Source organism: Amycolatopsis albispora (assembly GCF_003312875.1).
Taxonomy (GTDB): domain Bacteria; phylum Actinomycetota; class Actinomycetes; order Mycobacteriales; family Pseudonocardiaceae; genus Amycolatopsis; species Amycolatopsis albispora.
In genome coordinates, this window is record NZ_CP015163.1 from 6598290 (window position 1) to 6624524 (window position 26235).

Genomic DNA, 26235 nt, shown 5'->3' on the forward strand with positions numbered 1-26235 from the left:
CTCTCACCCTGCCCGTGCCCTGCTCACCCGGAACAACGACGGTAACGGGACCGGGTGACGGCGCGCGCGCCGAAGAAGCCCGGCGAACGGGTGGAATACCGGTAGCGGAGAGTTACCGGCGCTCAGGCGGCGCGGCGGCGCAGCCAGGTCCTGGCCAGCAGCGCGGCGACCACGACCACGGCGAGCACGGCGATCAGCAGCGGCACCCGCTGGGGCGGGGTGGCGCCGGGCAGCGCTTCCGCGGTGCCCGAGTTCTCCGCCAGCACCTGCGGCGGGAGCTGCTCGCCGAGGTTCGGCGCGGCGGGCGGCGCGACCCCGGGCGGGAGGACCGGGCCGATCATCGCGGCCGGGCCGATCAGCGCCTGGCCGAGCGGCAGGAAGCTGGAGTCGACCCCGCTGTTCGCGCTGCCGCCACCGGTGCCGGGATTGGTCTGGATCGGTGCGTCCTCGGCCGGGTCGTCGTCGTCCTCTTCCGGCGGGTTCGGCGCGGGCGGCGGCTTCGGGCCCGGGTTGTTGTCGTCCGGCGGCGGTTGTTCGGCGCCGTCGCCACCGAGCAGGCCCTGGGTGGTCGCGCCGACGGCGTTCGTGGTGGTCTGCGCGGTGTCGCAGATGGTGCCCGCGGTGTCCACCACCAGACCGGTCTTGCTGATGCCCAGTCCGTCGAGCGCTTCCTTCACCGGCAGCGACAGCAGCGGCTTGGCCTTGCCGTTGCCACCCGGCGACTTCGAGCTGAGGCCGAGGTCGAGCAGGCCGGGCGCGTTGGCGGCGGCACCGAGGTCCACGGTGAGCGGCTTGCCGTTCTCGCCCTTGAGGGTCGCGTCGCATTCGCCGACGATCACCGGGTCGACGCCTTCCGCGGCGTTCGCCGTGCCGGGCAGCGTCAGCGCGGCGGACACCGCCACCATGAAGCCGACCGCACCGATCCGATTCACGTTCCTGCTCATGCGCCGCCTCCCTGTTCACGCACCGCGCCCAAGGTAGCCCATCTACGTGATCGGCGGTGCTTCGAGTGGAAAGTTTTCCGCCTGTAGCGTGCTCACATGCAGATCGGTGCGCATGTTCGTGACGACGACCCGTTGCCCGCGGCCAGGGAACGCGGCGCCGAGGTGGTGCAGTTCTTCCTCTCCGACCCGCAGGGCTGGAAGGCGCCGAAGCGCCACCCCAGCGCGGACGAGATCGCCGCGGACGAGATCGAGGTGTTCATCCACTCGCCCTACCTGATCAACGTGGCTTCGCTGAACAACCGCATCCGCATCCCGTCGCGCAAGGGCGTGGCGCAGCACGCGGCCGGTTCCGCCGAGGTCGGCGCGAAGGGCCTGATCGTGCACGGCGGGCACGTGCGCAAGGGCGAGGATCCGGCCGAGGGACTGGCGAACTGGCGCAAGCTGTTCGAGCGCCAAGCCGAGAGCGGCGGGTTCGCGGTGCCCATCCTGATCGAGAACACCGCGGGCGGTGACGGCGCGATGACCAAGGACCTGGAGATGATCGCCCGGCTGTGGGACCAGGTCGGCGAGTTCGGCGCGGGCTTCTGCCTGGACACCTGCCACGCCTACGCGGCGGGCTGGCAGCTCGACGGCGTGGTGGACCGGGTCAAGGCCATCACCGGCCGGATTGATCTGGTGCACCTCAACAACTCCCGCGACGAGTTCGGCTCCACCCGCGACCGGCACGCGAACGTGGTCGGTGGCGACGGCACCATCGACCCGGAGCTGCTGGCCGAGGTGGCCCGCACCGCCGGGGCGCCGGTGGTGGTGGAGACACCGGGTGACGGCCAGGCCGCCGACATCGCCTATCTGCGGGAGGCACTGGCGAGGTGACCAAGCAGCTCAGCCGGGCCGCGCTCGCCGCGCTCGTGGTGTTGTGCGGGGTGACCATGGTGCTGGGCTTCGCCAACAAGGACCGCTGCACCGGGCCCGAGTTCGACGTCTGGGGCCGCAGCGGCCCCGACTACACCCAGCGCAGCTACGCCGACGTCTGCTACTCCGACATCCAGCACCTGTGGATCGGCCGCGACATCGACCGGCACGTGTTCCCGTACGTCGACGGCGCGCTGGAGAACGGGCAGCTGACCGGCGGCTCGGTCGAATACCCGGTGCTCACCGGGGTGCTGATCTGGGCCGGCGCGTTCTTCGTCGACACCGACGCCGGGTTCCTGCTGGCTTCGGCGCTGCTGCTGGCGCCGTTCGGCCTGCTCACCGCGTGGCTGCTGGGCAGAATGGCGGGCTGGCGCGCGCTGTGGTGGGCGATCGGCCCGCCGCTGGTGCTCTACGCCTTCCACAACTGGGACCTGCCGGTGGTGCTCACCGCGGTCGCCGCGTTCTTTGTCACCCTGCTCGGGAAACGGCCGCTGCCGCAGCGGGCGGCGATCGCCGCGGTGCTGCTCGGCATCGGCTTCGCGCTCAAGCTGTATCCGGCGATCTTCGTGGTGCCGCTGGCGTTGTACGTGCTGACCAACGGCGAACGCGAGCACAGCCGCTACGACCTCCGCGGCGCGTTGCGGGTGATCGCCATCGCGGCGGGCACCGGGGTGGCCGCGAACCTGCCGTTCATGCTGGCCGGGTTCGAGGGCTGGTGGGCCTCGTTCCAGTTCCAGGGCGACCGCAAGGTCGACGTGTCGACCAACTCCATCTGGTTCTGGGGTTTCCGGCCACTGTCCGATCCGGACAACGACACCTTCCAGAGCGTGATGAACGTGGTGTCCCCGACGCTGATGCTGGCGTCGTTCGCGCTCGCGTGCGTGCTCGGCTGGCAGCGCTACCGCCGGGACGGGGTGTACCCGCTGCTCCCGGTCGCGGCCGCGATGCTGTGCGGATTCCTGTTGCTGCACAAGGTCCATTCGCCGCAGTACACGCTGTGGCTGCTGCCGATGTTCGTGCTGCTGCGGATCCGGTGGACCTGGATCGCCGCGTACCTGGTCGCCGACCTGGCCATGGGCATCGGCATCTTCCGCTGGTTCGCGATGGTGCCGCAGAACGCGGGCGGGATCTACGACGGCTTCGCCGCGCAGGCCGTGGCCGTCGGGGTGTGGGGACGGGCCGCGTTGCTGGTCGCGTTGTTCTTCGTGTTCCTGCGGGCCGAGCCGGTGGTGCACGGCCGTGAGCGGGTCAGCGGCTTCGCGCACTCGCGGCTGGTGACCTGCGGCTGAACACCCCGCCGCGGTAGATCAGCACGTCCCTGGCCCGGTCGAGCACGCCACCGGCCGGGTCGTCGTCGCCGGAGGCACGCACCAGGTCCTTTTCCGGGCGCCGGATGTCGCGGATGATCAGCGCGCACAACGCCAGCACGGCGATGTCCCGCACCACCACGGTGCCGAGGAACCAGCCCTCGGGCAGACCGCGGTTGTCCTCGCCGAGGTAGAAGAACATGCGGGGCGCCCACACCAGCGCGTCGAGCACCATCCAGCCGAGCAGCAGCCGCCAGCGCGGCAGCGCCAGCACCGCCAGCGGCACCAGCCACAGCGAGTACTGCGGGCTCCACACCTTGTTCGTCAACAGGAACGCCGCCACCACCAGGAAACCGAGCTGCGCGAACCGCGGCCGGATCGGCGCGTTGAGGCCGAGGAAGGCGATGCCCGCGCAGCAGGCGAGGAACAGCACGGCGGTCACCGTGTTCAGCCAGACCGGGGTTTCCCCGGACCGCAGCAGACCGTCGAAGCCCGGCCAGCCGGTGAAGTAGGAGATCACGTTGTACAGCGAGTCCGGGTCCATCCCGCGTTCGCCGTTGAGCCGGAAGAACTCGCGCCAGCCGACCGGGTAGGCCAGCGCGATCGGCAGGTTCACCGCCAGCCACGCCCCGGCCGCGGTCAGCGCGGCGGTGGTCCACGCGCGCACCTTCCCCGCTCTGATGCAGAGGATGAGCAACGGCCCGAGCAGGAACAACGGGTACAGCTTCACCGCGGCACCCAGCCCGATCAGCAGCCCGGCGAGCATCGGCCGCCGCCGCGACCAGGCGAGCACCCCGCCCGCGGCGAACGCGGTGGCGAGCGTGTCGAAGTTGGTGAACGCGTGCACCAGCATCAGCGGTGACACCGCGACCAGCGCGGCGTCCCACGGTCGTCTCCGGTTGGTCATGGCCACCGCCCACACCGTGACCAGCCAGGCGATGGCCAGCCACAACGCGGAGATGTTGAAGTAGACGGCCACCGGGATGGCGCCCGGCAGGAACCCCGCTTCCGCTCCGGCGAGCCACGCGTCGGTCAGCTTCGCGTTGACCCACTGGAACAGCCCGGACAGCACCGGGTACTCCATGTACCGGACCTGCGCCTCGGAGGTGCCCTCGTTGTCCACCCAGCTGGTCTTGTACGGGAAGGTGCCGGGCTCGTTCAGCCGTTCCGCGCTGTAGAGCGGGACCACGTCCGAGTAGCACATCGCCACGTACGGGCGGCCCGATCGCCAGTCCAGCTCCGGGGTGCCGTCCGCGCCGGGGTACTGCTGGATGCAGGCGGCCTTGCCGAACCAGCTGAGCGTGAGACCCACCACGGCGAGCAGCAGCGCCACCCGCAGCGGTGACCAGAACCAGTGCCTGCCCAGCGCCGCGTGCTCACCGACGGGACCGCCGAACGGCTTGCTCGCGCCGGCCGCCAGCGGGCTGGTGTGGCTGGGAAGGACTCTGTGCGCCGGGTCCAGTGAGACCGGTTCGGTCACGGTGGTCTGCTCGGGCTCGGTGGGCACGGGCCGGATGGTATCGGCGCCGCCGGTGACACGCCGGTGAACCGGTCACCACCGCGTGCCCGCGTAGAACTTCGCCAGCACTTCGGTGGCCGCACCGGCCGCGACCAGGCGATCGTCGTGCTCGGCGAGCACCAGGTCGATCTTCTGCCACCCCGGCAGCGGCAGGGACGCGCTCAGCTGGGCCTCGATCTGGGCGCGGTACAGCTCCGGCCGGTCACGCACCGCGAGCACGATCTGCTCGAGGTCGAGCAGCTGGACCAGGTCGACCAGGCCGACGCCGAGCAGGCGCGCGGCCTCCCCCGGATCACCCCGGCGGACGGCGGCGTTGTGCAGCACCTCGACGCAGCCGCGCCGGCCGCACGGGCAACGCGGGCCGTCGTGCGCGATGGTGGTGTGCCCGAACTCGCCCGCGTTGGTGCGCGGGCCGCGGTAGACCCGGCCGTCGATCAGCAGCCCGGCGCCGATGCCGGTGCCGACCAGCACCACGGCCACCGCGCGCGCCGGGGTGGCGGCGTGCCAGGCGTACCCGGCGGCGGCCGCGTTGGTGTCCTTGTCCAGCAGCACCGGCAACCCGGTGGCGGCGGCGAGCAGCTCGCGCAGCGGGACCTCGTGCCAGCCGGGCAGGTTGGTCGCCTCCCGCAGCACGCCGGTGGTGTGGTCCAGCGGGCCGAGCGCGCCGACGCCGAGGCCGAGCACGGAGTCGTCCCGCAGACCGTCCACACAGGACCCGATGGCGGCGATGGCGTCGTCCGGGGTGAACTCGTGCGGCAGCTCGCGGGTTTCCTCGGCGACGACCGCGCCGAGCAGGTCGGTGCGCACCACGCGCAGTTCGTCCCGGTCGAGCTGGGCGCCGAGCGCGTGCCGCGCGCCCGGCCGGATGCGCAGCCGGGTGCGTGGCTTGCCCACCCCGCGCGACGGCTCGCGTTCCTCGTCGAGCACTCCCGCGTCGAGCAGCGCGGGCACGATCTTGGAGACGGCCTGCTGGGTCAGCCCGCTGCGTTCGGCCAGCTCGATCCGGCTGAGCCCGCCCGCGCGCCGGATCTCGCCGAGCAGGAGCGCCTGGTTGTGCTCACGCAGGCCACGCAGGTTCACCCCGGCCCTGATCTCGCTCTCCACCCGCCGATCCTCGCATGTGTTGCCATTAATAAACAGTGTTGTTTTAATGGGCGCATGGCTGACTTGCGAGCGGGAATCATCGGCTACGGCACCGGCGGGCGGGTGTTCCACGCGCCGCTGGTCGCCGCGACCCCGGGCCTGAGCGTGGCGGCGATCGTCACCGGCAATCCCGCGCGGGCGGAGCAGGCCGCCGCCGACCACCCCGGCGCCGAGATCCTCGGTGACGCCGACGAGCTGTATTCGCGCGGGCTCGACCTGGTGGTGATCAGCACGCCGAACCGGACGCACGTGCCGCTCGCGCTGCAGGCCATCGAGCACGGGGTGCCCGTGGTGGTGGACAAGCCGTTCGCGCCGACCGCCGCCGAGGCACAGCGGGTGATCGACGCGGCCACCGCGGCCGGCGTCGGGCTGACCGTGTTCCAGAACCGCCGCTGGGACTCCGACTTCCGGACCGTGCGCAAGGTGCTCGACTCCGGTGAGCTGGGTGAGGTCTTCCGCTTCGAATCGCGCTACGACCGCTGGGTGCCGAAGCTGCGCGACAGCTGGCGCGAGTTCGCCGACCCCGCCGAGGCGGGCGGGCTGCTCTACGACCTCGGCGCGCACATCGTCGACCAGGCGCTCCAGTTGTTCGGCCCGGTCACCGAGGTCTACGCCGAACTGGACAAGCGGCGCGAAGGCAGCGCGGTGCACGACGACGTCTTCGTCGCGCTGACGCACGCGAACGGCGTCCGCTCGCACCTGTGGACCTCCGCGCTCGCCGCCACGCTGAACCCGCGGTTCCGCGTGCTCGGCAACCGCGCCACCTTCACCAAGTACGGCCTGGACGTGCAGGAACCGCAGATCAAGGCGGGCATGAAGCCGGGTGAGCCCGGCTGGGGCGTGGAGCCGGAAAGCGACTACGGCGTGCTCGGCACCGGGGACGACACGCGCCGCGTGCCGACCGAGACCGGGCAGTACGAGCAGTTCTACCTGGAGGTCGCGGCCGCGCTGCGTGGCGAAGGCGCGTACCCGGTCGACCCGGCCTCCGCGGTCGAGGCGCTCGCGGTGATCGAAGCGGCCGGTGTGTCCGGCGTGGAACGGCGTGTGGTGCCCACCCCACCGCGGAAGGGGTAGCGCACGGTAGGGATTCCGGCGCCGGGATCACGGACAGTCGATGGGTGACCCCAACGGACCTGGCGCTCCTGCACGCCACCGTCATCGACGCCACCGGCGGCCGCCCGCGGCCGGACGCGACGGTGGTCGTGCGTGCCGGGCGGATCACCGCGCTCGGGCGGTTCGGTGACACGCACGTGCCGCGCGGGGTGCGCAAGCTCGACCTGCGCGGGAAGTTCGTCGTACCGGGGTTGTGCGATGTGCGGGTGCACGGCGGTGACCCGGCGTTGCTGCTGGCGAACGGGATCACCACGGTGCCGCCACCACTGCCGCCGCGGCGCGTGGCGCTGGACCCGGCCGAGTTCGTCCGCCCGGCGCCGCCCCACGTGCCCGCGCTTGCGCGGCACCTCGTGCTCGACCGGCCGTCGCTGCTCTCGGCGGACGACTACCGGCTGAAGTACCTTCCGCCTTCGATCCGGGAGAGCTGGCGGTGGACGCTGGCGCGGTTGCGGCGGAAACCCGATCAGCGGGCGCTCTTCGAACACCGGCTGCGGTTCACCGGCGCGCTGCGGCGGGCGGGCGTGCCGATCCTGGCCGGCACGGACACCGGGGCGCCCTGGGTGTTCCCTGGCTTCGCGCTCCACGACGAACTCGCCTTCCTGGTGGACGCCGGGTGCACGCCCATGCAGGCCCTGCAGGCGGCGACCAAGGAACCCGCGCGCCACCTCGGCCGGTCCGCCACCCACGGCACCGTCACCCGCGGCAAGGTCGCCGACCTGCTGGTCCTCGACGCCGACCCGCTGGCCGACATCCGGAACACCCGCAAGATTCACTCGATCGTGGCGGGTGGCGCGTACGTCTCCCCGGCGGACCGGGCGCAGCTCCTCAGCACCGCCGCGGCCGCCTGAGGACCCCCGAACACGAATGTGGCTTTCGGGGCGCGAAGAACGCTCCGAAAGCCACATTCGTGTTCTGGCCTGTTCAGTTGTCGTCGGGATCTCGGCCGTTCGCCGGGTCGCCGTTGCCGTGGCCCGGGTTCGGGACGCCCGGAATGGACGGCCTGCCCGAGCTGCTCGGCTTGCCCGACGGGTCCTCGTCCGGCGGCTCCGACGGGTTCGTGGACTCGCTCGGCGGCGCGGACGAAGGCGTCTGGCTCGGCGGCTGCGACTTCTGCGAGTTCGACGGCGGCGCCGTCGGCACCTGCCTGCCGATCAGCTTGACGTCGGAGAACTTCTCCTTCGGCTTCCCCTTGAGGTAGCCGTCCATGAACTTCTTCCAGATCTCGCCGGGCAGGTCCTTGCCGTAGATCTTCTTCTTGTTCGCCATCCGGATGACCTTGTCGGCCTCGGTGCCGACCCACGCGCTCGCGGACACCGTCGGCGCGTAGCCGACCATCCACGCCTGCGAGTTCTCGTTGCCGAGGCTGTCCGGCTCACCCGCCTTCGGCGTGTACTGGTGCGTACCGGTCTTCCCGGCGCAGTCGTACCCGCCCGCGCACGCGAGCTTCGAGTACGGCAGCACCGGCACCAGCGACTTCGTCACGTTCCCGGCGATCTGCTTGCTCTTCTCCGGGTCGTTCTCGGCGAACGCCGGCTTCTCCTCGACCTCGGCCTCGTAGACCACCTCGTCGCGCGAGTTCACCACCTTCGACACGAAGTGGTAGTCGCGCTGGATGCCGTCCGCGGCGAAGGTCGCGTAGGCCGCCGCCATCTCGGCGGGCGTCACCTCCGCGCCCCGGCCACCACCGATGGAGAGGTTGTTGTCGGCGTCGGTCAGCGGCGCCTTGACCCCGGCCTGGTGCGCGGCGTCGACGACCTCCTCGACCCCGGTCTGCCTGGCCACGAAGTCGTAGAACACGGTGTTCACCGACTTCTCCATCGCCTCCGCGACCGAGCACTGCGCACTGCAGTCCACGCCCTCGGAGTTGCGGACCGTGGCGCCCTGGATCTTCCGCGGTGACGTGCCGTCGTAGACCTCACCGAGGCCCTTGTTTGTCTTCAGCAGTGCGACCAGGTCGAACGGCTTGAACGACGAGCCCGGCGGCCGCGGGGTGTTCGCCCAGTCGCGCTGGTCCTCCTTGGTGTTCGGGCCGCCGTAGTAGGCGAGCACGCCACCGGTCTTCGGATCGATCGCGACCAGCGCTTCCCGCAGGTCCTCCGGCTGGCCCTTCATCACCTCGTCGACCGTCTTGATCGCCAGGTCCTGCGCCTTCGGATCGACCGTGGTGTAGATCTTGTAACCACCGGACTGGATCTTGTCCTCGGTGATGCCCTTGGACTCCAGCTCGTCCACGATCCGGTTCTTCATCAGCAGGTTCGGCCCGGTGATGGTCTGCTGGCGCACCTCGTCCACCGGCCGCGGCACCGGGAAGGTGGCCTGCGCCCGTTCGGCCGGGGTCATCCACTGGTTGTCCACGATCCGGTCCATCGCCACCCGCCAGCGCTCCTCGGCGACCGCGCGGTTCTCCGACCGGCCCGGCTGCTGGATCAGCCCGGCCAGCAGCGCGGCCTCGGAGGTGGTCAGGTCCTTGGCCTGCTTGCCGAAGAACGACTGAGCCGCCGTCTCGATGCCGTACGCGCCGCGCCCGAAGTAGATCGTGTTCAGGTACGCGGTGATGATCTCGTCCTTGTCGTACTGCTTGTTCATCTTGAAGGACTTGACCAGCTCGGTGGCCTTGCGGGTGAGAGTGCCCTCTTCGTTCTCGGTGGCCTTCTTCACGTACTGCTGGCTGATCGTCGAACCACCACCGACACCGCCGGTGACCTGGTTGTAGACCGCACGCAGGATGCCGGTGATGTCGAACCCGGAGTTCGTCTCGAAGGTGGAGTCCTCGGTGGCGTAAATCGCCCGGCGCACGTGCTGCGGGATGTCCTCCGGCTGGAGCATCACCCGGTTGCCGCCCTGCGGGATGTCCTTGCCCAGCTCCGACTCGTCGGCGAAGTAGTAGGTGACCACCTTGTCCTGCTTGGCCGCCACCTCCTGCGGGGTGGGCACGTCGACGGTGAAGTACAGCACCGTGAACGCCGCGGCCGGCACCACCACGAAGAGGCCGACGAGCACGTACAGCACCCGCCGCACCCGCTTCCAGCGGCGCCGCTTGCGCAGGGCGGGGCTCAGCAGCTGCTTCTTGTCGCCGTCCCCGTCACCGTCGTCCGCGCCGAACTCGTTGAACGCGGCCTGGTGCTCGTCGGACGGCCAGCTGTCCCGGCGGTCGTACTCGTCGTACGGGTCGTCGGGATAACCGGTGCCGTTGTGCTCGTGGTGCGTGATCAGCTCGGGCTCGCGCTCGGGGGTCGGCGGCACGAAGCTCGTCGGCTCCTCCTGGCGCGGCGGCTGGCGGCGTGGCGGCAGCGGCGGCTGCCCCGGCGGTGGCGGGCGGTACCCGCCGCCGTGCTGCTGACGCGGGGGCGGGGGTTGCCTGTCCTCCTGCGGCCAGCCGGGCTGGCCGCCGGGCGGCGGGCCGTTGCGCGGGCGGCCTCGGCCGCCCTGCTCGCCAGGCCACTGCGGTTCGTCAGCGGCCGGCCACTCGGGGTTGCCACGCTGGGGTTGCCGGGGAGCGCGGTGGTCGCCGCCGCCGGGCCACTGCGGGCTCTGTGGGTTGTCCCACTGCCCCGGCTCCTCTTCCGGCCAACCTCGGCCGTACTGATCATTCACGGAAAGGCCTCCCAGATCGGCGTTTCGGGGGACGCCGTTCTGTGGTCATCGGTTCTCGCTTGCCCCTGTGACGCTGGGATCACTGCCCGGCCGACCTCCGCGGCCGGGTTCGTGGATGTGGTTGTCCGGTCCCAAGGACGTATGACTGCACCAGGTGGTTCCAGCCGCACGTCCGGCAGACCTCAACCACGTACACGGTGAACTCGGCGAAATGGTTGGCCATTCTCGCCAGTTCCTCCGGAGCCCGCGCCGAACCCGAGGCGTGCTTCAGCTCGTCGCCGTACACCCAGGAGACCTCGGTGAGGACCTCCTTGCGGCACACGGGGCAGTCGGCCTGGCCGGGGTGACCGTGGAACTTGGCCGCCCTGAGCAGGTACGGGCCCGCGTCGCACACCTCCGCGGTGCCGACGCGTCCCGAGTAGACCTCGGCGAGCAGCGCACGGCGCTGCAACGCGTAGTCCACGATCTGCCGGTGGGTTCGCACGCTGACAGAGTACGTGTCCCGGCGGCCGTGACGATGAGCCGTTCTGCCTAGCGCCCCGCGGCCCGGACGCGACACGCCGACGACCTGATAACGCTCTGGTGAATTCCACCACTGTCATTCGGCAACCAACGGGTGATCCACAGGGTTACGTACGCCACTTCGATGTATCGGCGCGATATAGTGGACCGGTAGGTTGCGACGCGCGGATGGAGTAATACGGAGCAACGCCGGAGCGCGTCGTTTGTTCCCGGAAGGGGGTGGCCGGCGTGCTGGAGTTCGCGGTGCTGGGACTGCTGCACGAGGCACCCATGCACGGTTACGTGCTGCGCAAGCGGCTGCACGAAACCCTCGGCATGTTCCGCACCTTCTCCTACGGTTCGCTGTACCCGACCTTGCGGCGGTTGCAGCGGGCGGGCTTCATCGTCGAGGAGGCCGGCGAAGCCCCGGCGCCCGATCCCGGCGCTCGAGCACAGAGCCGTGCGTGGGCGGCCCGCCGCGGGAAACGGGTGTACAAGCTGACCGCCGAGGGCAAGGAGCGCTTCGCCGAACTGCTCGGCGACGCCGGTCCGCAGACCTGGGACGACGAGGGCTTCGGCGTCCACCTCGCGTTCTTCTCCCGGACACCGGCCGACGTCAGGATGCGGATCCTGGAAGGCCGCCGCCGCCGGGTCGAGGAGCGGCGTGAGGGACTGCGGGCGGCCATGGCCAGGGCCGAGGAGAGGATCGACCGCTACACCCGCGAGCTGCACCGGCTTGGCCTGGAAAGCAGCGAACGAGAAGTGCGCTGGCTCAACGAGCTGATCGCGCACGAGCAGGCCGAGCAGCGGGCACAGGAGCCCTGAGCGCTCGGCGACCACTGCGACTACCTACGTGAAGAACGAAACCAAAGGAGAATCCGGCATGGGCGAGAACCGCCGCAGCGTTCGGGTGGCCATCGTTGGCGTCGGCAACTGTGCCGCATCGCTGGTGCAGGGTGTGCAGTACTACCGCGACGCCGATCCCGCCTCGCGTGTGCCCGGGCTGATGCACGTCCAGTTCGGTGAGTACCACGTCCGGGACATCGAGTTCGCGGCCGCGTTCGACGTCGACGCCAAGAAGGTCGGGCGCGACCTCAGCGAGGCCATCGTGGCCAGCGAGAACAACACCATCAAGATCGCCGACGTCCCGCCGCTCGGCGTCACCGTGCAGCGCGGGCACACGCTCGACGGCCTCGGCCGGTTCTACCGGGAGACCGTGGAGGAGTCCGACGAGTCGCCCGCCGACGTGGTCTCCGTGCTGCGTGAGGCCGAGGTCGACGTCATGGTCTCGTACCTGCCGGTCGGCTCGGAGGAGGCGGACAAGTTCTACGCGCAGGCCGCCATCGACGCGGGCGTCGCCTTTGTCAACGCGCTGCCGGTGTTCATCGCTTCCGACCCCGAATGGGCGAAGAAGTTCACCGACGCGGGGGTGCCCATCGTCGGTGACGACATCAAGTCGCAGGTCGGCGCCACCATCACGCACCGCGTGCTGGCGAAGCTGTTCGAGGACCGCGGGGTGCAGCTCGACCGCACCATGCAGCTCAACGTGGGCGGGAACATGGACTTCCTGAACATGAAGGAGCTCGAGCGGCTGGAGTCGAAGAAGATCTCCAAGACCCAGGCGGTGACCTCGCAGGTCGACCGCGACCTCGGCAAGAGCAACGTGCACATCGGGCCGTCGGACTACGTGCAGTGGCTCGACGACCGGAAGTGGGCCTACGTGCGCCTCGAAGGCCGCGCCTTCGGTGACGTGCCGCTGAACATGGAGTACAAGCTCGAGGTCTGGGACTCGCCGAACTCGGCGGGCATCATCATCGACGCGGTGCGGGCCGCGAAGATCGCCAAGGACCGCGGCATCGGCGGGCCGATCCTGTCGGCCTCCTCGTACTTCATGAAGTCGCCGCCGGAGCAGTACGACGACGCCACCGCCCGCGACGCCGTCGAAAAGTTCATCGCCGGCGAAAACTGATCGGGTACTCCACCCCGGTTTCGGATTGTGACTACGGCGGAGGCCCCTTCGTCAAGGCTGGAAAACGTACCTTGACGAAGGGGCCTCCGCCGTGTTTTTGGCTTTGGACCGGGATGGGGGAGGTGGGGCTGGCGGGCGTGGTCGTCTCCCGTTGCCGGCCGCCGGCCCGGTGCCTTGCCCGGAACACGAATGTGGCTTTCGGGGCGTTTCCGCTCCGAAAGCCACATTCGTGTTCTCGAAACCGTCAGGCGAACGGCGAGCAGGACGCCCGGCCGATCGCCGCGTGGCCGCGCGAGGTGTCGTCCGCTCCGTAGAGATAGACGTGCATGGCGGTCAGGTCGAGGCCGCCGGTGCCGTCCTTGAGGGTTTCGCGGAAGACCACCTTCGCCTTCGCCGGGGTGCCGTGCAGCGTGCCGTTGACCCAGACGGTGGCGTTCTCCCCCACCGGGTTCGGCGGGGTGACGCCCCGGATGTTGCGGATGGTGAACTGCGCGTAGGTGGTGCCGGTGGCGGTGCCCTCGCAGCGCACCGAGTACTCGCCGGTGCGGATGCGCTGTCTGCTCGCGGTCACGAAGGCGTCGAGCTGGAAGCTGTCGCCTTCGATCTGGACCAGGTTCTTCTCCGCTTCTTCGTCCTGCACGCAGGACGCCGTCGCTTCGCCGTAGCGCACGACGCCGGTCTGCCGCACTTCGGCCGACGTCGCCTGGTTCGTGCCGTAGACGTCGCATTCCGCGAGCGGGCCGACCGGGGTGACCTGCCCGCTGCTCGCGGGCACCGCGGCCACCCCGGCGTTTCCCACCCCGTCCTCACCGACCGCGTAGGCGGGTGCCCCGACGCTCATCGCCGCGACGACCACCGCACCCGTGACCCCGATTCGCCGAATGAACATCACAGCCCCTTTCCCGCGCCGATTGCCGGTGCTCGCACCAGGTAGTCGCGCCGGGACGGGGGCCGTTATCGATCTCCGCGGTGATCACCCGTCGGTACCGGGCAGTTCGCTCGTTCGTGCGCGCGCCCACGGGTGACCTGGCTGGGTTGACCGTTGCTGGCCCGCGCCTAGCGCACCGCCAGGCCGAGCGCCCGCGGCAGGTCGCCGATGTCGCGCAGCACCGCGGAAACCCGTGCCAGCACCGCCGGGTCCGGCGGGAAGTGCGGGTTCGGCACGGCGAGCACGCGCATGCCCGCGGCCAGCGCGGACTTCAACCCGTTCGTGGTGTCCTCCACCGCCGCGCACTCCGCCGCGTCGACGCCGAGTCGCCGCGCGGCTTCGAGGTACACGTCCGGGGCAGGTTTGCCCGCGTCCACCTGCTCGCTGGACAACGCCACGCGCACCAGTCCGGTCAGCTCGGTGGCTTCGAGGAACGCCTGGATCAGCACCGGCGGCGACGAGCTCGCGATGGCCATCGGGTACCGCTCGCCGACCGCGCGCACCGCTTCCGGACCGCCCGCGATCACCGGCGGGCCTTCGGCGTACCGCTGCCGCATGCCGTCGACGACCGCCTTCGCCACCTCGTCCGCGGTGAGCCGGACACCGAGTTCGTCCACCAGGTGCCGCGCCCATTCGGGGGTGCTCATGCCCTGCAGCGCCCTGGTCGTCCCGTCCTGCCAGGTGCCGCCGTGCTCGGCGACCACCGCGCGCCGCACCTCGTCCCAGGTCCGCTCCGAGTCGACCAGCACCCCGTCGAGATCAAAAACCACCGCGTCCATGCGGTGACCGTACCTGTGCGGCGGATTACTTGGACATGCTCAGCAAATTTAATTAGCATGGCTAAGTAACACCGTCGTGCGTGAGGAGGCAACGCGCTGATGAGCGCCGGAAACCACGGGAGCCTGCTGGCCGCGATCAAGGGCCAGCCCAAGCAGGTCTGGATCACCGCGTTCGCCGCGGTCATCGCCTTCATGGGCATCGGGCTGGTGGACCCGATCCTGCTGTCCATCGCCGAAGGGCTCCACGCCACGCCGTCCGAGGTGACCCTGCTGTTCTCCTCCTACCTGGGCGTGCAGGTGGTGGCGATGCTGTTCACCGGCGCGATGAGCGCGCGGTTCGGCGCCAAGCGGACCGTGCTCACCGGGCTCACGCTGATCGTGGTGGCCACCGCGCTGTGCGCGGCCGCCGGTTCGATCGAGCAGCTGGTCGGGCTGCGGGCGGTGTGGGGACTCGGCAACGCCTTCTTCATCGCGACCGCGCTTTCGGTGATCGTCGGTGCCGCCACCGGCGGGCAGGCTGGCGCGATCCTGCTGTACGAGGCGGCACTCGGCGTCGGCCTGTCGGTCGGCCCGCTGCTGGGCGCGCTGCTCGGCAACATCTCGTGGCGCGGCCCGTTCCTCGGCACCGCGGTGCTGATGGCGGGCGCGCTGGTGCTGTGCTCGGTGTTCCTCAGCAGCGACAAGCACGAGCGGCGGCCGCGGGTGCGGTTGCTGGACCCGATCCGCGCGCTCGGGCACGGCGGCCTGCTGCGGACCTCGATCGGCTCGGCGCTCTACACCGCGGCCTTCTTCGCCGTGCTCGCGTGGTCCCCGTTCGTGCTGGAGTGGAGCGCCATCGCGGTCGGCCTGGTGTTCTGCGGCTGGGGCCTGTGCGTGGCGGTGGCCGGGGTGGTGCTCGCCCCGAAGCTGGCGGCCCGGCTCGGCGAACGGCACGCGACCGTGGTGGCGGTGCTCGCCTACGCGGTGCTGCTGGCGGTGATGATGGTGCCGAGCAAGCCGGTGCTGGTGGTCGCGATCATCGCCTCCGGGCTGGTGTCCGGCCTGCTGAACACGCTGTTCACCGGCACCGCGATGTCGGTCAGCGACGCGCCGCGGCCGGTGGCGAGCGCGGGCTACAACTTCCTGCGCTGGATGGGCGGCGCGGTCGCGGCGACCGTGGTCGGGCACGTGGCCGAGTGGTTCGGTTCGCCGCAGGCGCCGTTCCTGGCCGCCGCTGTCCTCTGTGTACTGGCGGGCGCGCTGCTCGCGATCAGGCAGCGCACACCGGACGAACACCGCGTTCCGGCCACCGCGGCGCTGGTCGGCGAAGAGTTTTAGTGAACGAGAGGTGAACAACCGACCAACGGAGGGATGGCCTCCGCCGGTCGGTTGGCCTAGCGTCGAATCTCCGAACTTGGAGGTCCGCGTTGAAACTCCTGCCGCTGCTCACCGGCCACTCATCCAGCCGCGCGGCCGTCACCTGCACCTACCGCTGCGGTGACGCCTGCTTCCACGAAGTGCCCAACACCTCGGCGAACCCCACCTTCGCCGACGTGCTGACCGAGGTCAGCCGCCGCGGCGCGCTGAAGGCGGGCGCGGTGGTCGCGCTGGCCACCGGCGGGCTCGCCGCCACCACCGCGCCCGCGCTCGCCGAGCCCGAGCAGGGCAAGCCCAAGCCGCCGCCGGGACTGGACTTCGAGCGCGTCGAGCCGAACACGCTCGACGCGGTCGTCGTGCCCGACGGCTACGAGCAGGGCATCGTGATCCGGTGGGGCGACCCGGTGCTGCCGGGCGCGCCCGCGTGGGACATCACCCGGCAGACCGGGGACGCGCAGGCCAAGCAGTTCGGCTACAACTGCGACTTCGCCGCCCTCCTGCCGTTCGACCACGCCGGGCTGGCCGCGCTGCTGGTGACGAACCACGAGTACACCACCGAAACGCACATGTTCCCCGGCTACGACGAGAACAACCCGACCGAGGAGCAGGTCAAGGTGGCGTGGGCGGCACACGGGCTGACCGTGGTGCTGGTGACCAGGTCGCCGTGGAGCGGGCAGTACCGGCCGAAGCCGTCGAGGTTCAACCGGCGCATCACGCTGCACACGCCGTTCCAGGTGACCGGCCCGGCCGCGGGCAGCGACCTGCTCAAGACCTCCGCCGACCCGACCGGCACCGTGGTGCTCGGCACGATGAACAACTGCGCGGGCGGCGTCACGCCGTGGGGCACGATCCTGTCCGGCGAGGAGAACGTCAACCAGTACTTCGCCAACGCCGACCTGGTGGCCGACGAGCAGACCAGGAAACGCCTGGCGCGCTACGGCATCAAGGGCACCGGGACGGTCCGCAAGTGGGAGCGCTTCGACTCGCGGTTCGACCTGACCAAGCAGGTCAACGAGGCGAACCGGTTCGGCTGGGTGATCGAGCTGGACCCGCACGACCCGGAATCCACGCCGGTCAAGCACACGCACCTCGGGCGGTTCAAGCACGAGTGCGCGAACATCCGGATCGTCGCGGACGGGCGGGTGGTCGCGTATTCCGGCGACGACGAGCGCTTCGAATACATCTACAAGTTCGTCTCGAACGGCAAGGTGAAGAAGGGCGACAGCACGCACGCCCGCCGCCACAACATGACCCTGCTCGACGACGGCACGCTGTACGTCGGCCGGTTCACCGGTGACTCCCCCGCCGCCGAGATCGACGGCACCGGGAAACTGCCCAGCGACGGCGAATTCGACGGCAGCGGCGAGTGGATCCCGCTCGCCGCGGGCAACAGGTCCTTTGTGGACGGAATGACCGCCGAAGAGGTGTACGTGTTCACCCGCGAAGCCGCCGACAAGGTGGGCGCGACCAAGATGGACCGCCCGGAGGACATCCAGGCGCACCCGAAGACCGGCCGGATCTACTGCGCCCTGAGCAACAACGTCGAGCGCGGCAATCCCGGCAAGGAGGGCGCGACCGAGCCGAACCCGCGGCTGAACAACAAGCACGGCCAGGTGCTCGAGTTCGAAGAAGCCGGCGGGGACGCGCTGGCGCTGAAGTTCAGCTGGCGGCTGTTCCTGGTCTGCGGGGACCCGGCCGCGCCGGACACCTACTTCGCCGGTTTCCCGAAGGACCAGGTCTCGCCGATCTCCAGCCCGGACAACGTGGCCTTCGACCGGCACGGCAACCTGTGGATCTCCACCGACTCGGCGGGCGCGCTGGGCATCAACGACGGGCTCTACGGCGTGCCGCTCGACGGGAAGCAGCGCGGCAACCTCAAGCTGTTCCTGACCGTGCCGAAGGGCGCGGAGACCTGCGGCCCGATCGTCGGCGACAAAGTGGTCACCGTCTGTGTTCAGCATCCGGGTGAACTGGACGGCGCGAGTGCCGACAACCCCGTCTCGCACTGGCCGGACGGCGGCGCCAGCGTGCCGCGGCCGTCGGTGGTGGCGGTCTGGAAGCCCGGTCGGCACGGGTTGTCCGATATCGGCGGTTGACCTCGGTTCAACGGGAATGACCTGGTCATCGCGGGGTGGCAGGCGCGGGCGCGTGGCGCGTGCCACACCGCGTTCGCCTGCTGTTCACGTGCAAGTCGGAGCGGGCTCTCCTTGGTCGCTTAACGTCACGGCGTTCCCCTGACTGGACCACCATGGAGGCACCGTGTCCGTCGAGCCTCAGCGGCTTCTGCCGTTGCTCACGTCGCACCCAGGGGGCCGCTCGTCGGTCACCTGTGAGTACCGCTGCGGCAACGCCTGCGCGCACCCCGAACCGAACACCTCCGACAACGAGTACTTCGGCGACGTCGCGAAGAACGTGCTTTCGCGCCGTGGCGCGCTGAAGGCCAGCGCGGTGATGGCCGCGGCCGCCGGTGGTTTCGCCGCGCTGTCGGGCACCGCCGCCGCGGCCCCGGTGCACGCGGAGGGGCGCGGCAAGCCGGGCAAGCCCGCGCAGTCGGTGCCCGGCACGGACTTCGACCCGGTGCCGCCGAACACCACCGACGCGGTCGTCATTCCCGAAGGCTACGACCAGCGCGTTGTCATCCGCTGGGGCGACCCGGTGCTGCCCGGCGCGCCGGAATTCGACTTCCGCAACCAGACCGCGGCCGCGCAGGAAAAGCAGTTCGGCTACAACAACGACTTCGTCGGGCTGATCCCGCAGGACCCGCTGGGCATCTCGAACCTGCTCGTGGTCAACCACGAGTACACCACCGAGGTGCACATGTTCCCGGTGGACCAGTACGACCCGCAGAACCCGACCGAGGAGCAGGTCAAGATCGCCTGGGCGGCGCACGGCCTGTCCGTGGTGCAGGCGTTCCGCGACCCGGTGCACGGCGGGCTGCGCGTGGTGCCGAGCTACTTCAACCGCCGCATCACGCTGAACACCGAGTTCGAGGTGCGCGGGCCCGCGGCCGGTTCGCCGTACCTGAAGACCTCCGCCGACCCGACCGGCAAGGTGGTGCGCGGCACGCAGAACAACTGCGCGGGCAGCGTGACCCCTTGGGGCACCGTGCTTTCCGGTGAGGAGAACGTCAACCAGTACTTCGCCAACGCGGGCGCGGTGACCGACCCGGTGCAGGCCGCGCGGCTCAAGCGCTACGGCTTCTCCGGTGCCGCGAGCACCCGCAAGTGGGAGCGGTTCGACAAGCGCTGGGACGTGACGAAGGAGCCGAACGAGCCCAACCGGTTCGGCTGGGTGGTCGAGATCGACCCGCACGACCCGCACTCGAAGCCGATCAAGCACACCCACCTCGGCCGGTTCAAGCACGAGGGCGCCGCGGTGAAGATCGCCGAGGACGGCCGCGTGGTCGCCTACTCCGGTGACGACGAGCGCTTCGAGTACATCTACAAGTACGTGTCGAACGGCAAGTTCAAGAAGGGCAACAGCGCGCACGCCCGCCGCCACAACTCGAGCCTGCTCGACGACGGCACGCTGTACGTCGGCCGGTTCACCGGCGACAGCCCGGTCGGCGAGATCGACGGCACCGGCAAGCTGCCCGCCGACGGCGAGTTCGACGGCACCGGCGAGTGGATCCCGCTGGCCGCCGGCAACAAGTCCTTTGTGGACGGATTCACCGCCGAGGAGGTGTACGTCTTCACCCGGCAGGCCGCGGACAAGGTGATGCCGACGAAGATGGACCGCCCGGAGGACATCGAGCCGAACCCGGTCAACGGCCGCATCTACTGCGCGCTGACCAACAACTCCGACCGCGGTGCCGCCGGCAAGGGCGGGCCGGACGAGGTCAACCCGCGCAACGGCAACCGCAACGGGCACGTGCTGGAGTTCGAGGAGGTCGGCGGCGCCACGGCGACCAGGTTCAACTGGCGCCTGCTGCTGGTCTGCGGTGACCCGAAGACCGCCGACACCTACTTCGGCGGCTTCGACAAGGCGCAGGTCTCGCCGATCTCGTGCCCGGACAACGTGGCCTTCGACCCGCACGGCAACCTGTGGATCTCCACCGACGGCAACGCGCTCGGCTCGAACGACGGGCTGTTCTCGGTGCCGGTGACCGGGCCGGAACGCGGCAAGGTGCAGCAGTTCCTCTCGGTGCCCGCCGGCGGCGAGGCCTGCGGCCCGGTGGTCACCTCGGACGTGGTGCTGGTCGCCGTGCAGCACCCCGGTGAGGACGCGCCGAACTCGGGCAGCCCCACCTCGCACTGGCCGGACGGCGGCGACTCGCAGCCGCGCCCGTCCATCGTCTCGGTGTGGCGCAAGGGCCCGCGTGGCCGCCCCGGCAAGATCGGCACCCGCTAACCGGTGCCCTGCTGTCACGAATGTGGCTTTCGAGACGTTATCCGTCCCGAAAGCCACATTCGTGACGCTGGCTACTCGGTGGCCTTCCGCATGGTCACCGTGCCCAGGTAGAGCCCGAGCACGGCGATGCACCCGACCGCCACGCTCCCGTGCAGCACCGAAGCGCTCGCCAGCTCCCCGCGGAACAGCGCCCGTTCCGCATCGACCACATAGGACAGTGGGTTGAGCCGCGCCACGGTGTGCAGCCAGCCCGGCGCGCCGTCGATCGGCAGCAACACGCCGGAAAGCAGCAGCAGCGGGAACACCACCGTCTGGTGGATCGCCCAGAACAGCCCTTCCTCCTTGCGCACCGCGATCGCCAGTGCGAACGACAACGCGCCCATGCCGACGCCGAGCACCGCCAACAGCGCCAGCCCGGCCAGCACGCCGACGGGGTGCAGCTCGAACCCGAGCGGCAGCACCACCAGCGTGATCAGCACCGCCTGGACCACCAGCAGCACCACTTCCTTGAGCACCCGGCCGAGCAGCATCGCGGTCCGGCTGACCGGGGTGACCAGCAGCCGCTCCAGCGAGCCGCCGCCGCGTTCCAGCAGCAGCGTGAAGCCCGACGCCATGGTGCCGAACAACGCGAGCATCACCAGGATGCCCGGCACGAACCACTGCCACGGCGAACCGTCGCCGGGCAGCAGCGGGCCGAACAGCAGCAGGAACACCAACGGCTGCACCATGGTGATCACCAGGCCCCACGGGCTGAGCAGGCTCGGCTTGATCTCCCGGCCGAAGACCACGCCGGTGTGGGTGAGCAGGTTCATCTCGGCCTCCTTCAGGCGGCGTCGGATTCGCGGAGGGTGCGGCCGGTCAGGCCGAGGAACACGTCGTCCAGGGTCGGGCGGCGCAGGTCGGCCGACCGCACGGTGATGCCGTCCCGGTACAACTCCCGCAGGTACTTCGGCAGCGCGGCGGTGGCCTGCCCGGCCAGTCGCACGGTCACCAGGTCGCCGTCTACGAGCACTTCCTTCGCCGGTGGCGCCAGTTCGGCCGCCCTCGCCGGTTCGTCGACCACGACGTTGATCAGGTCACCGGCCAGGTTCGCCTTCAGGTTCGCCGCGGTGTCGTCGGCGATGACGCGGCCGTGGTCGATCACCAGCACCCGCTCGGCCATCGCGTCGGCCTCGTCGAGGTAGTGCGTGGTGAGGAAGATCGTGGTGCCGTACTCCTGCCGCAGGCGCAGGATGTGCTCCCACAGGTTGGCCCGGTTCTGCGGGTCGAGCCCGGCCGACGGCTCGTCCATGAACAGCAGCTTCGGCCGGTGGATCAGCCCGAGCGCGATGTCGAGCCGCCGCCGCTGACCGCCCGAAAGCGTGTTGGCGTACCGCTTCGCGAGCGCCTCCAGGTCCAGCATGGCGAGCAGCTCACCGGCTCGATTCCTGGCTTCGGCCCGGCTCAGGCCGTAACAGCGGCCCTGGCTGAACAGCTCGTCGGCCACCCGGAAGTAGTCGCCGGAGCTCTTGCCCTGGCCGATGTACCCGATCCGCTCCCGCGCGGCGGCGGGCTCGGCGCGGATGTCGTACCCCGCCACCGTGGCGGTGCCCGCCGTCGGCGGCAGCAGGGTGGTCAGCAGGCGCAGGCTGGTGGACTTGCCGGCGCCGTTGGGGCCGAGGAAGGCGACCAGCTCGCCTTCCTCGACGTCCAGATCTAGTCCGTTCACGGCTGCCACGGTCTCCTTCTTGACCCGGAAATGCCTGGTCAGACCGCGGGCATGGATCATGGGTGAACTCCTTGCTCAAATTTGAGCTGCCCCGGTCGAGGGCAGCACGAAAGCGATCTCGGTAGTGGATTTGCCGGATTTCTTCCGATTTGAAGCTCAAAAAGCTTACTTCGAATACGTCGGAAAACGTCAGGAGCCTTGACAATCCGGCGTTATTGTGAGCACCGTGAAGCCACCGATCCCGTACCTGCTGGCGTACGCGCACACCCTCGCGTCGCGGCGGGTGGCCGAGCGCCTGCGGCGGTTCGGGCTGACCGCGCGGCAGTTCGGCGTGCTCGTGCAGTTGCAGCTGGAACCGGAGCTGACCATGTCGGAGCTGGCGCGGCAGTTCGGCGTCAGCAGGCAGTCACTGCACGAGATGGTCGGTGAGCTGGAGGACGCCGGGCACCTGCGGCGGGTGCCCGGCGCCACCGGGCGGACCGTGCGGCTGGTGCTCACCGAGGGCACCGAACGGCTGCTCGCCGCCGCCGAAGGCCCGATGATGCTCGCCGAACGCGATCTCGTCGGCGGCCTCAACGCCCGCGAGACCGAGGCGCTGCGCGGCCTGTTGCAGAAGCTGCTCGCGCGGGCCACCGACGACGAAAGCTGGCTGCGCTATTGAAGCTGCTGAAGCTGCTCCTGCCGGATCCGCCTGCCCAGCACGATGGCCACCCCGGCCGCGGCGATCATGCACACGCCGACCGCCCACAGCCCGGTCCGCTGGCTGCCGGTGGCGTCCTTGAGCCAGCCGGTGATGTACGGCGCGGCGAACCCGCTGATGTTGCCCAGTGAGTTGATCATCGCGATGCCACCGGCCGCGGCGGCGCCGGAGAGGAAGGTGGAGGGCAGCGCCCAGAAGGTCGGCAGCGCCGAGCAGACCCCGGTGGCGCAGATGGTCACCGCGACCATCGCCATGATCGGATTGCCCAGGTACAGCGCCACCGGGATGGCCGCGCCGCCGACGAGCATCGGGATCGCCACGTGCCAGGTGCGCTCGCCGGTCCGGTCGCCGTGCCGCGCCCACAGCACCATCACCACCGCGCCGACCACGTACGGGATCGCGGTGATCAGCCCGGTTTCGGTGATCGAGAACTGCACGCCGAACTGCTGCTTGAAGCCGCTGATGATGGTCGGCAGGAAGAACCCGAGCGCGTACAGGCCGTAGGCGATTCCGAAGTAGACGAACGCCAGCATCAGGATGCGCGGGTGGGTCAGCGCCTTGCGCAGCGGCCAGTGGTGCTTCTGCTCGGTGCTTTCCCGCTCCGCGGTCAAAGTGGACGAAAGCCACTCGCGCTCGCTCTCGGTCAGCCACTTGGCCTTCTCCGGGCGGTCGGTCAGGTAGAACCAGGTGACGAAGGCCAGCAGGATCGCCGGAATGCCCTCGACCAGGAACATGAACCGCCAGCCCGCCAGGCCGAACACGCCTTCGCCGCCGGAGATCAGCAGGCCGGAGACGGTCGAGCCGACCGCCGACGAGATCGGCACCGCGGCCATGAACATGGCCACCGCCTTCGCGCGCTGCGCGGCGGGGAACCAGAACGTCAGGTACAGGATGATGCCGGGGAAGAAGCCCGCTTCCGCGACGCCGAGCAGGAAGCGCAGGATGACCAGCGTGGTCGCGTTCGGCACGAACGCCATCGCGGTGGCCACCACGCCCCAGGTGATCATGATCCGGGCCATCCACCGCCGCGCGCCGAACCGGTGCAGCGCCAGGTTGCTCGGCACCTCCAGCAGCAGGTAACCGAGGAAGAAGATGCCCGACGCGAAGCCGAACACCGTCGCGGTGAGCCCGAGGTCCTCGTTCATCCCGTTGGGCGCGGCGAAGCCGATGTTGACCCGGTCCAGGTAGTTCACGAAGTACAGCAGGCAGAGGAACGGCATCAGCCGCAGCGCCACCTTGCGGAGCACGCGGTCGCCCGGATCGGTCTTCGTCGACTTCATGATCGAACATCAGAAGCCCGGCGGGCCCGGGAGTCAAGAGCCTCTTACCGTGTGACCATGACTGATTTGCCGCTCGCACTGGTCACCGGCGCTTCACGGGGCATCGGCGCCGCCGTCGCGCACGCGCTCGAACCCAGCCACCGCGTGCTGCTCGGCGGCCGCGACACCGCCGCGCTCGCCGAACGCGCGGCGGAGCTGCCCGGCTCGCGGCCGTGGCCGGTGGACCTGAGCGATTTCGACGCCGTGCGGGCCGCGGTCGCCGACATCGACCGGCTCGACGTGCTGGTCCACTCCGCCGGGGTGGCCGAGCTGGGCACCGTCGAGGAGGCCGGCGCCGAGGACTGGCGGCGCAACTTCGAGGTGAACGTGGTGGTGGTCGCCGAGCTGACGCGGTTGCTGCTGCCCGCGCTCCGTGCCGCCAAGGGGCACGTGGTGGTGATCAACTCCGGCGCCGGGCTCACCGCGCGCGCGGGCTGGGGTCCCTACGCCGCCAGCAAGTTCGCCGCCCGCGCCTTCGCCGACGTGCTGCGGGCCGAGGAGGAGCCGAACGGCGTCCGCGTCACGTCCGTCCACCCTGGACGGACCGACACCGAGATGCAGCGCGCGATCGTGGCCGGGGAGGGCGGCGAGTACCGGCCGGAGAAGTACCTGCGGCCCGACTCGGTGGCGATGGCCGTGCTGGCCGCGGTGTCCGCGAGCCCGGACGCGCACCTCACCGAACTGATCGTCCGGCCGCGATGACCACCACGCCGACCACCGCGACCAGCAGGTTCGCGTAGACCTCGTACCCGTGCAGCGCCTCGAACCACGGGAAGACGTACCGGTTGAACGCGTTCAGGAACGGGCCGAGGATCGGCTGGTACGCGAGGTGGTCGATGGTGCCGCTGAGGCCCATCAGCACCAGCAGCCCGCCCACGGTTTCCAGCGACTTCCGCATGGTGGAGACGGTAGGGCGCGCCAGGCCGCGCGGAGATCGGCCGAAGGTACCGGGCGGGCCGACTTCGGTACCGGATCCGGGCACGGGAACCGGAAGCCTGGGTAGGTTCGGCGGGTGCGCACTCGGAGCCGCCGCGACTGGGTCGTGGACAGCGCGTTGTTCGCGCTCGCCGCGGCGTTCGGGCTGGGCATGGCCACCGCGCGGCTGCGGTGGTGGCCGCAGCCCGAGCCGGTCTGGCTGTTCACCCTCGACCAGGTCGCCGGTGCGCTCGGCTGCGCCGCGCTGTGGTTCCGGCGCCGGTGGCCGGTGCAGCTGGCCGTCGCGTTGATCGCTTTGTCGACCTTTTCCGAGCTGATCGCGGGCGCGGCGATGGCCGCGTTGTTCACCGTCGCCGTGCACCGGCCGCCGCGGATCACCGGGCTGCTGTTCGGCGGCGGGCTGCTCGCCGCGGTCGGTTACCAGCTGCTGCGGCCCGATCCCGACGCACCCGCGTACGTGATGCTGTTGTTCGGCCTGGTGGTGCAGAGCGCGGTGGTCGGCTGGGGGCTGGCCATCCACCACCGGCGCAAGCTGCTGGTCTCGCTGCAGGAGCGGGCGGCCCGCGCCACACGGGAGGAGATCGCCCGCGAGATGCACGACGTGCTCGGCCACCGGCTGTCCCTGCTCAGCGTGCACGCGGGCGCGCTGGAGTTCCGGCCCGACGCGCCCGCCGAGGAGATCGCCCGCGCGGCCAAGGTGATCCGGGAAAGCTCGCACCAGGCGCTGGATGACCTGCGCGAGGTGGTCGGGGTGCTGCGCGCGCCGGTCGGTGAGCTGCCGCAGCCGGGCGTCGGCGACCTGCCCGCGTTGATCGGCGAATCGCGGCAGGCGGGCATGCGGATCGAGGTCCGCTGGGAACTCACCGGCGAGCCACCGGCGACGATCGGCCGGACCGCCTACCGGATCGTGCAGGAGAGCCTGACCAACGCCCGCAAGCACGCGCCGGGTGCGGCCGTCGAGGTCGAGGTGACCGGGGCGCCCGGCGACGGGCTGCGGGTGGAGGTGCGCAACGACTCCGCGAGCAGGTCCGCCGGCGAGGGCCAGGGCCTGCTCGGGCTGACCGAGCGCGCGGCGCTGGCCGGTGGGCGGCTGAGCTACGGACCGGAGCCCGGTGACGGCTGGCGGGTGACCGCCTGGCTACCGTGGCCGCCGTGAT

At 70.3% G+C, this 26235-nt stretch carries 23 protein-coding genes; 12 read left to right on the top strand and 11 right to left on the bottom strand.

Features of this window, described 5'->3' with window-relative positions; genetic code table 11:
- Nucleotides 1-122: 122 nt before the first annotated feature.
- Nucleotides 123-944: a hypothetical protein gene (locus A4R43_RS31190; protein WP_113695357.1), complete on the bottom strand. Its 822-nt coding sequence runs from the start codon at nt 942-944 to the stop codon at nt 123-125.
- A gap of 96 nt (nt 945-1040) precedes the next feature.
- Between A4R43_RS31190 and A4R43_RS31195 the strand changes: the two genes are divergently transcribed.
- Together A4R43_RS31195 and A4R43_RS31200 are read left to right on the top strand one after the other, a co-directional pair.
- On the top strand, nt 1041-1817 hold the full coding sequence (locus A4R43_RS31195; protein ID WP_113695358.1) for a deoxyribonuclease IV: 777 nt from the start codon (nt 1041-1043) through the stop codon (nt 1815-1817).
- Nucleotides 1814-3145 carry a glycosyltransferase family 87 protein gene (locus A4R43_RS31200; protein WP_236808391.1) on the top strand — a complete coding sequence of 444 codons (1332 nt, stop codon included), beginning with the start codon at nt 1814-1816 and terminating at the stop codon, nt 3143-3145. Before A4R43_RS31195 ends, A4R43_RS31200 begins: the two co-directional genes overlap by 4 nt.
- Here the strand turns inward: A4R43_RS31200 and A4R43_RS31205 are convergent.
- Nucleotides 3105-4670, bottom strand: coding sequence for a glycosyltransferase family 87 protein (locus A4R43_RS31205; RefSeq protein WP_113695359.1), 1566 nt, complete (start codon nt 4668-4670; stop codon nt 3105-3107). The genes A4R43_RS31200 and A4R43_RS31205 overlap by 41 nt on opposite strands.
- Before the next feature lie 45 nt (nt 4671-4715).
- Nucleotides 4716-5786: an ROK family transcriptional regulator gene (locus A4R43_RS31210; RefSeq protein WP_236808392.1), complete on the bottom strand. Its 1071-nt coding sequence runs from the start codon at nt 5784-5786 to the stop codon at nt 4716-4718.
- Between the two features lie 54 nt (nt 5787-5840).
- Between A4R43_RS31210 and A4R43_RS31215 the strand changes: the two genes are divergently transcribed.
- Both A4R43_RS31215 and A4R43_RS31220 read left to right on the top strand, forming a co-directional pair.
- A complete protein-coding gene (locus tag A4R43_RS31215; RefSeq protein WP_113695360.1) occupies nt 5841-6899 on the top strand; it encodes a Gfo/Idh/MocA family oxidoreductase in 1059 nt (352 codons plus the stop codon).
- A 44-nt stretch (nt 6900-6943) separates the two neighbouring features.
- Entirely contained in the window at nt 6944-7786 is an 843-nt protein-coding gene (locus A4R43_RS31220) for an amidohydrolase family protein (protein ID WP_205215114.1), read from the top strand.
- Nucleotides 7787-7859: 73 nt separating this feature from the next.
- Here A4R43_RS31220 and A4R43_RS31225 read toward each other — a convergent pair whose 3' ends face one another.
- Both A4R43_RS31225 and A4R43_RS31230 read right to left on the bottom strand, forming a co-directional pair.
- A complete protein-coding gene (locus A4R43_RS31225; RefSeq protein ID WP_113695361.1) occupies nt 7860-10532 on the bottom strand; it encodes a transglycosylase domain-containing protein in 2673 nt (890 codons plus the stop codon).
- 79 nt (nt 10533-10611) lie between these two features.
- On the bottom strand, nt 10612-11016 hold the full coding sequence (locus A4R43_RS31230; RefSeq protein WP_113695362.1) for a DUF5318 domain-containing protein: 405 nt from the start codon (nt 11014-11016) through the stop codon (nt 10612-10614).
- Nucleotides 11017-11282: 266 nt separating this feature from the next.
- On the opposite strand from A4R43_RS31230, the gene A4R43_RS31235 reads away from it, so the two are divergent.
- Together A4R43_RS31235 and A4R43_RS31240 are read left to right on the top strand one after the other, a co-directional pair.
- Nucleotides 11283-11858 carry a PadR family transcriptional regulator gene (locus A4R43_RS31235; protein WP_113697998.1) on the top strand — a complete coding sequence of 192 codons (576 nt, stop codon included), beginning with the start codon at nt 11283-11285 and terminating at the stop codon, nt 11856-11858.
- A 58-nt stretch (nt 11859-11916) separates the two neighbouring features.
- A complete protein-coding gene (locus A4R43_RS31240; protein ID WP_113695363.1) occupies nt 11917-13002 on the top strand; it encodes an inositol-3-phosphate synthase in 1086 nt (361 codons plus the stop codon).
- Nucleotides 13003-13246: 244 nt separating this feature from the next.
- On the opposite strand, the gene A4R43_RS31245 is transcribed toward A4R43_RS31240, so the two are convergent.
- Together A4R43_RS31245 and A4R43_RS31250 are read right to left on the bottom strand one after the other, a co-directional pair.
- A complete protein-coding gene (locus tag A4R43_RS31245; protein ID WP_113695364.1) occupies nt 13247-13891 on the bottom strand; it encodes a hypothetical protein in 645 nt (214 codons plus the stop codon).
- A gap of 167 nt (nt 13892-14058) precedes the next feature.
- Nucleotides 14059-14709 (bottom strand): HAD family hydrolase, encoded by a 651-nt coding sequence (locus tag A4R43_RS31250; RefSeq protein ID WP_113695365.1) that lies wholly within the window; start codon nt 14707-14709, stop codon nt 14059-14061.
- Between the two features lie 99 nt (nt 14710-14808).
- On the opposite strand from A4R43_RS31250, the gene A4R43_RS31255 reads away from it, so the two are divergent.
- From A4R43_RS31255 to A4R43_RS31265, 3 genes are all read left to right on the top strand, one after another.
- Nucleotides 14809-16026 (top strand): MFS transporter, encoded by a 1218-nt coding sequence (locus A4R43_RS31255; protein WP_113695366.1) that lies wholly within the window; start codon nt 14809-14811, stop codon nt 16024-16026.
- Nucleotides 16027-16115: 89 nt separating this feature from the next.
- A complete protein-coding gene (locus tag A4R43_RS31260; RefSeq protein WP_113695367.1) occupies nt 16116-18161 on the top strand; it encodes a PhoX family protein in 2046 nt (681 codons plus the stop codon).
- A 163-nt stretch (nt 18162-18324) separates the two neighbouring features.
- Nucleotides 18325-20415 (top strand): PhoX family protein, encoded by a 2091-nt coding sequence (locus A4R43_RS31265; RefSeq protein WP_113695368.1) that lies wholly within the window; start codon nt 18325-18327, stop codon nt 20413-20415.
- A 71-nt stretch (nt 20416-20486) separates the two neighbouring features.
- Here A4R43_RS31265 and A4R43_RS31270 read toward each other — a convergent pair whose 3' ends face one another.
- A complete protein-coding gene (locus A4R43_RS31270) occupies nt 20487-21227 on the bottom strand; it encodes an ABC transporter permease (protein WP_113695369.1) in 741 nt (246 codons plus the stop codon).
- A gap of 11 nt (nt 21228-21238) precedes the next feature.
- Nucleotides 21239-22183 (bottom strand): ATP-binding cassette domain-containing protein, encoded by a 945-nt coding sequence (locus A4R43_RS31275; RefSeq protein WP_113695370.1) that lies wholly within the window; start codon nt 22181-22183, stop codon nt 21239-21241.
- Between the two features lie 166 nt (nt 22184-22349).
- On the opposite strand from A4R43_RS31275, the gene A4R43_RS31280 reads away from it, so the two are divergent.
- On the top strand, nt 22350-22784 hold the full coding sequence (locus A4R43_RS31280) for a MarR family winged helix-turn-helix transcriptional regulator (protein WP_236808393.1): 435 nt from the start codon (nt 22350-22352) through the stop codon (nt 22782-22784).
- Here A4R43_RS31280 and A4R43_RS31285 read toward each other — a convergent pair.
- Nucleotides 22778-24103 (bottom strand): MFS transporter, encoded by a 1326-nt coding sequence (locus A4R43_RS31285; protein ID WP_113695372.1) that lies wholly within the window; start codon nt 24101-24103, stop codon nt 22778-22780. The two genes, A4R43_RS31280 and A4R43_RS31285, sit on opposite strands and share 7 nt — an antisense overlap.
- 57 nt (nt 24104-24160) lie before the next feature.
- Here A4R43_RS31285 and A4R43_RS31290 point away from each other — a divergent pair, with 57 nt between their 5' ends.
- Nucleotides 24161-24844, top strand: a complete 684-nt coding sequence (locus tag A4R43_RS31290; protein WP_113697999.1) for an SDR family oxidoreductase — start codon at nt 24161-24163, stop codon at nt 24842-24844.
- On the opposite strand, the gene A4R43_RS31295 is transcribed toward A4R43_RS31290, so the two are convergent.
- Nucleotides 24816-25040, bottom strand: a complete 225-nt coding sequence (locus A4R43_RS31295) for a hypothetical protein (RefSeq protein WP_113695373.1) — start codon at nt 25038-25040, stop codon at nt 24816-24818. The genes A4R43_RS31290 and A4R43_RS31295 overlap by 29 nt on opposite strands.
- 114 nt (nt 25041-25154) lie before the next feature.
- Between A4R43_RS31295 and A4R43_RS31300 the strand changes: the two genes are divergently transcribed.
- Nucleotides 25155-26234: a sensor histidine kinase gene (locus A4R43_RS31300; RefSeq protein ID WP_236808394.1), complete on the top strand. Its 1080-nt coding sequence runs from the start codon at nt 25155-25157 to the stop codon at nt 26232-26234.
- Nucleotide 26235: the final 1 nt, after the last annotated feature.

Coding starts and splice junctions, on each gene's coding strand:
- A4R43_RS31190 (WP_113695357.1), bottom strand. CDS start 944: ATGAGCAGGAACGTGAATCGGATCGGTGCGGTCGGCTTCATGGTGGCG.
- A4R43_RS31195 (WP_113695358.1), top strand. CDS start 1,041: ATGCAGATCGGTGCGCATGTTCGTGACGACGACCCGTTGCCCGCGGCC.
- A4R43_RS31215 (WP_113695360.1), top strand. CDS start 5,841: ATGGCTGACTTGCGAGCGGGAATCATCGGCTACGGCACCGGCGGGCGG.
- A4R43_RS31240 (WP_113695363.1), top strand. CDS start 11,917: ATGGGCGAGAACCGCCGCAGCGTTCGGGTGGCCATCGTTGGCGTCGGC.
- A4R43_RS31245 (WP_113695364.1), bottom strand. CDS start 13,891: ATGTTCATTCGGCGAATCGGGGTCACGGGTGCGGTGGTCGTCGCGGCG.
- A4R43_RS31250 (WP_113695365.1), bottom strand. CDS start 14,709: ATGGACGCGGTGGTTTTTGATCTCGACGGGGTGCTGGTCGACTCGGAG.
- A4R43_RS31255 (WP_113695366.1), top strand. CDS start 14,809: ATGAGCGCCGGAAACCACGGGAGCCTGCTGGCCGCGATCAAGGGCCAG.
- A4R43_RS31270 (WP_113695369.1), bottom strand. CDS start 21,227: ATGAACCTGCTCACCCACACCGGCGTGGTCTTCGGCCGGGAGATCAAG.
- A4R43_RS31275 (WP_113695370.1), bottom strand. CDS start 22,183: ATGATCCATGCCCGCGGTCTGACCAGGCATTTCCGGGTCAAGAAGGAG.
- A4R43_RS31285 (WP_113695372.1), bottom strand. CDS start 24,103: ATGAAGTCGACGAAGACCGATCCGGGCGACCGCGTGCTCCGCAAGGTG.
- A4R43_RS31290 (WP_113697999.1), top strand. CDS start 24,161: ATGACTGATTTGCCGCTCGCACTGGTCACCGGCGCTTCACGGGGCATC.
- A4R43_RS31295 (WP_113695373.1), bottom strand. CDS start 25,040: ATGCGGAAGTCGCTGGAAACCGTGGGCGGGCTGCTGGTGCTGATGGGC.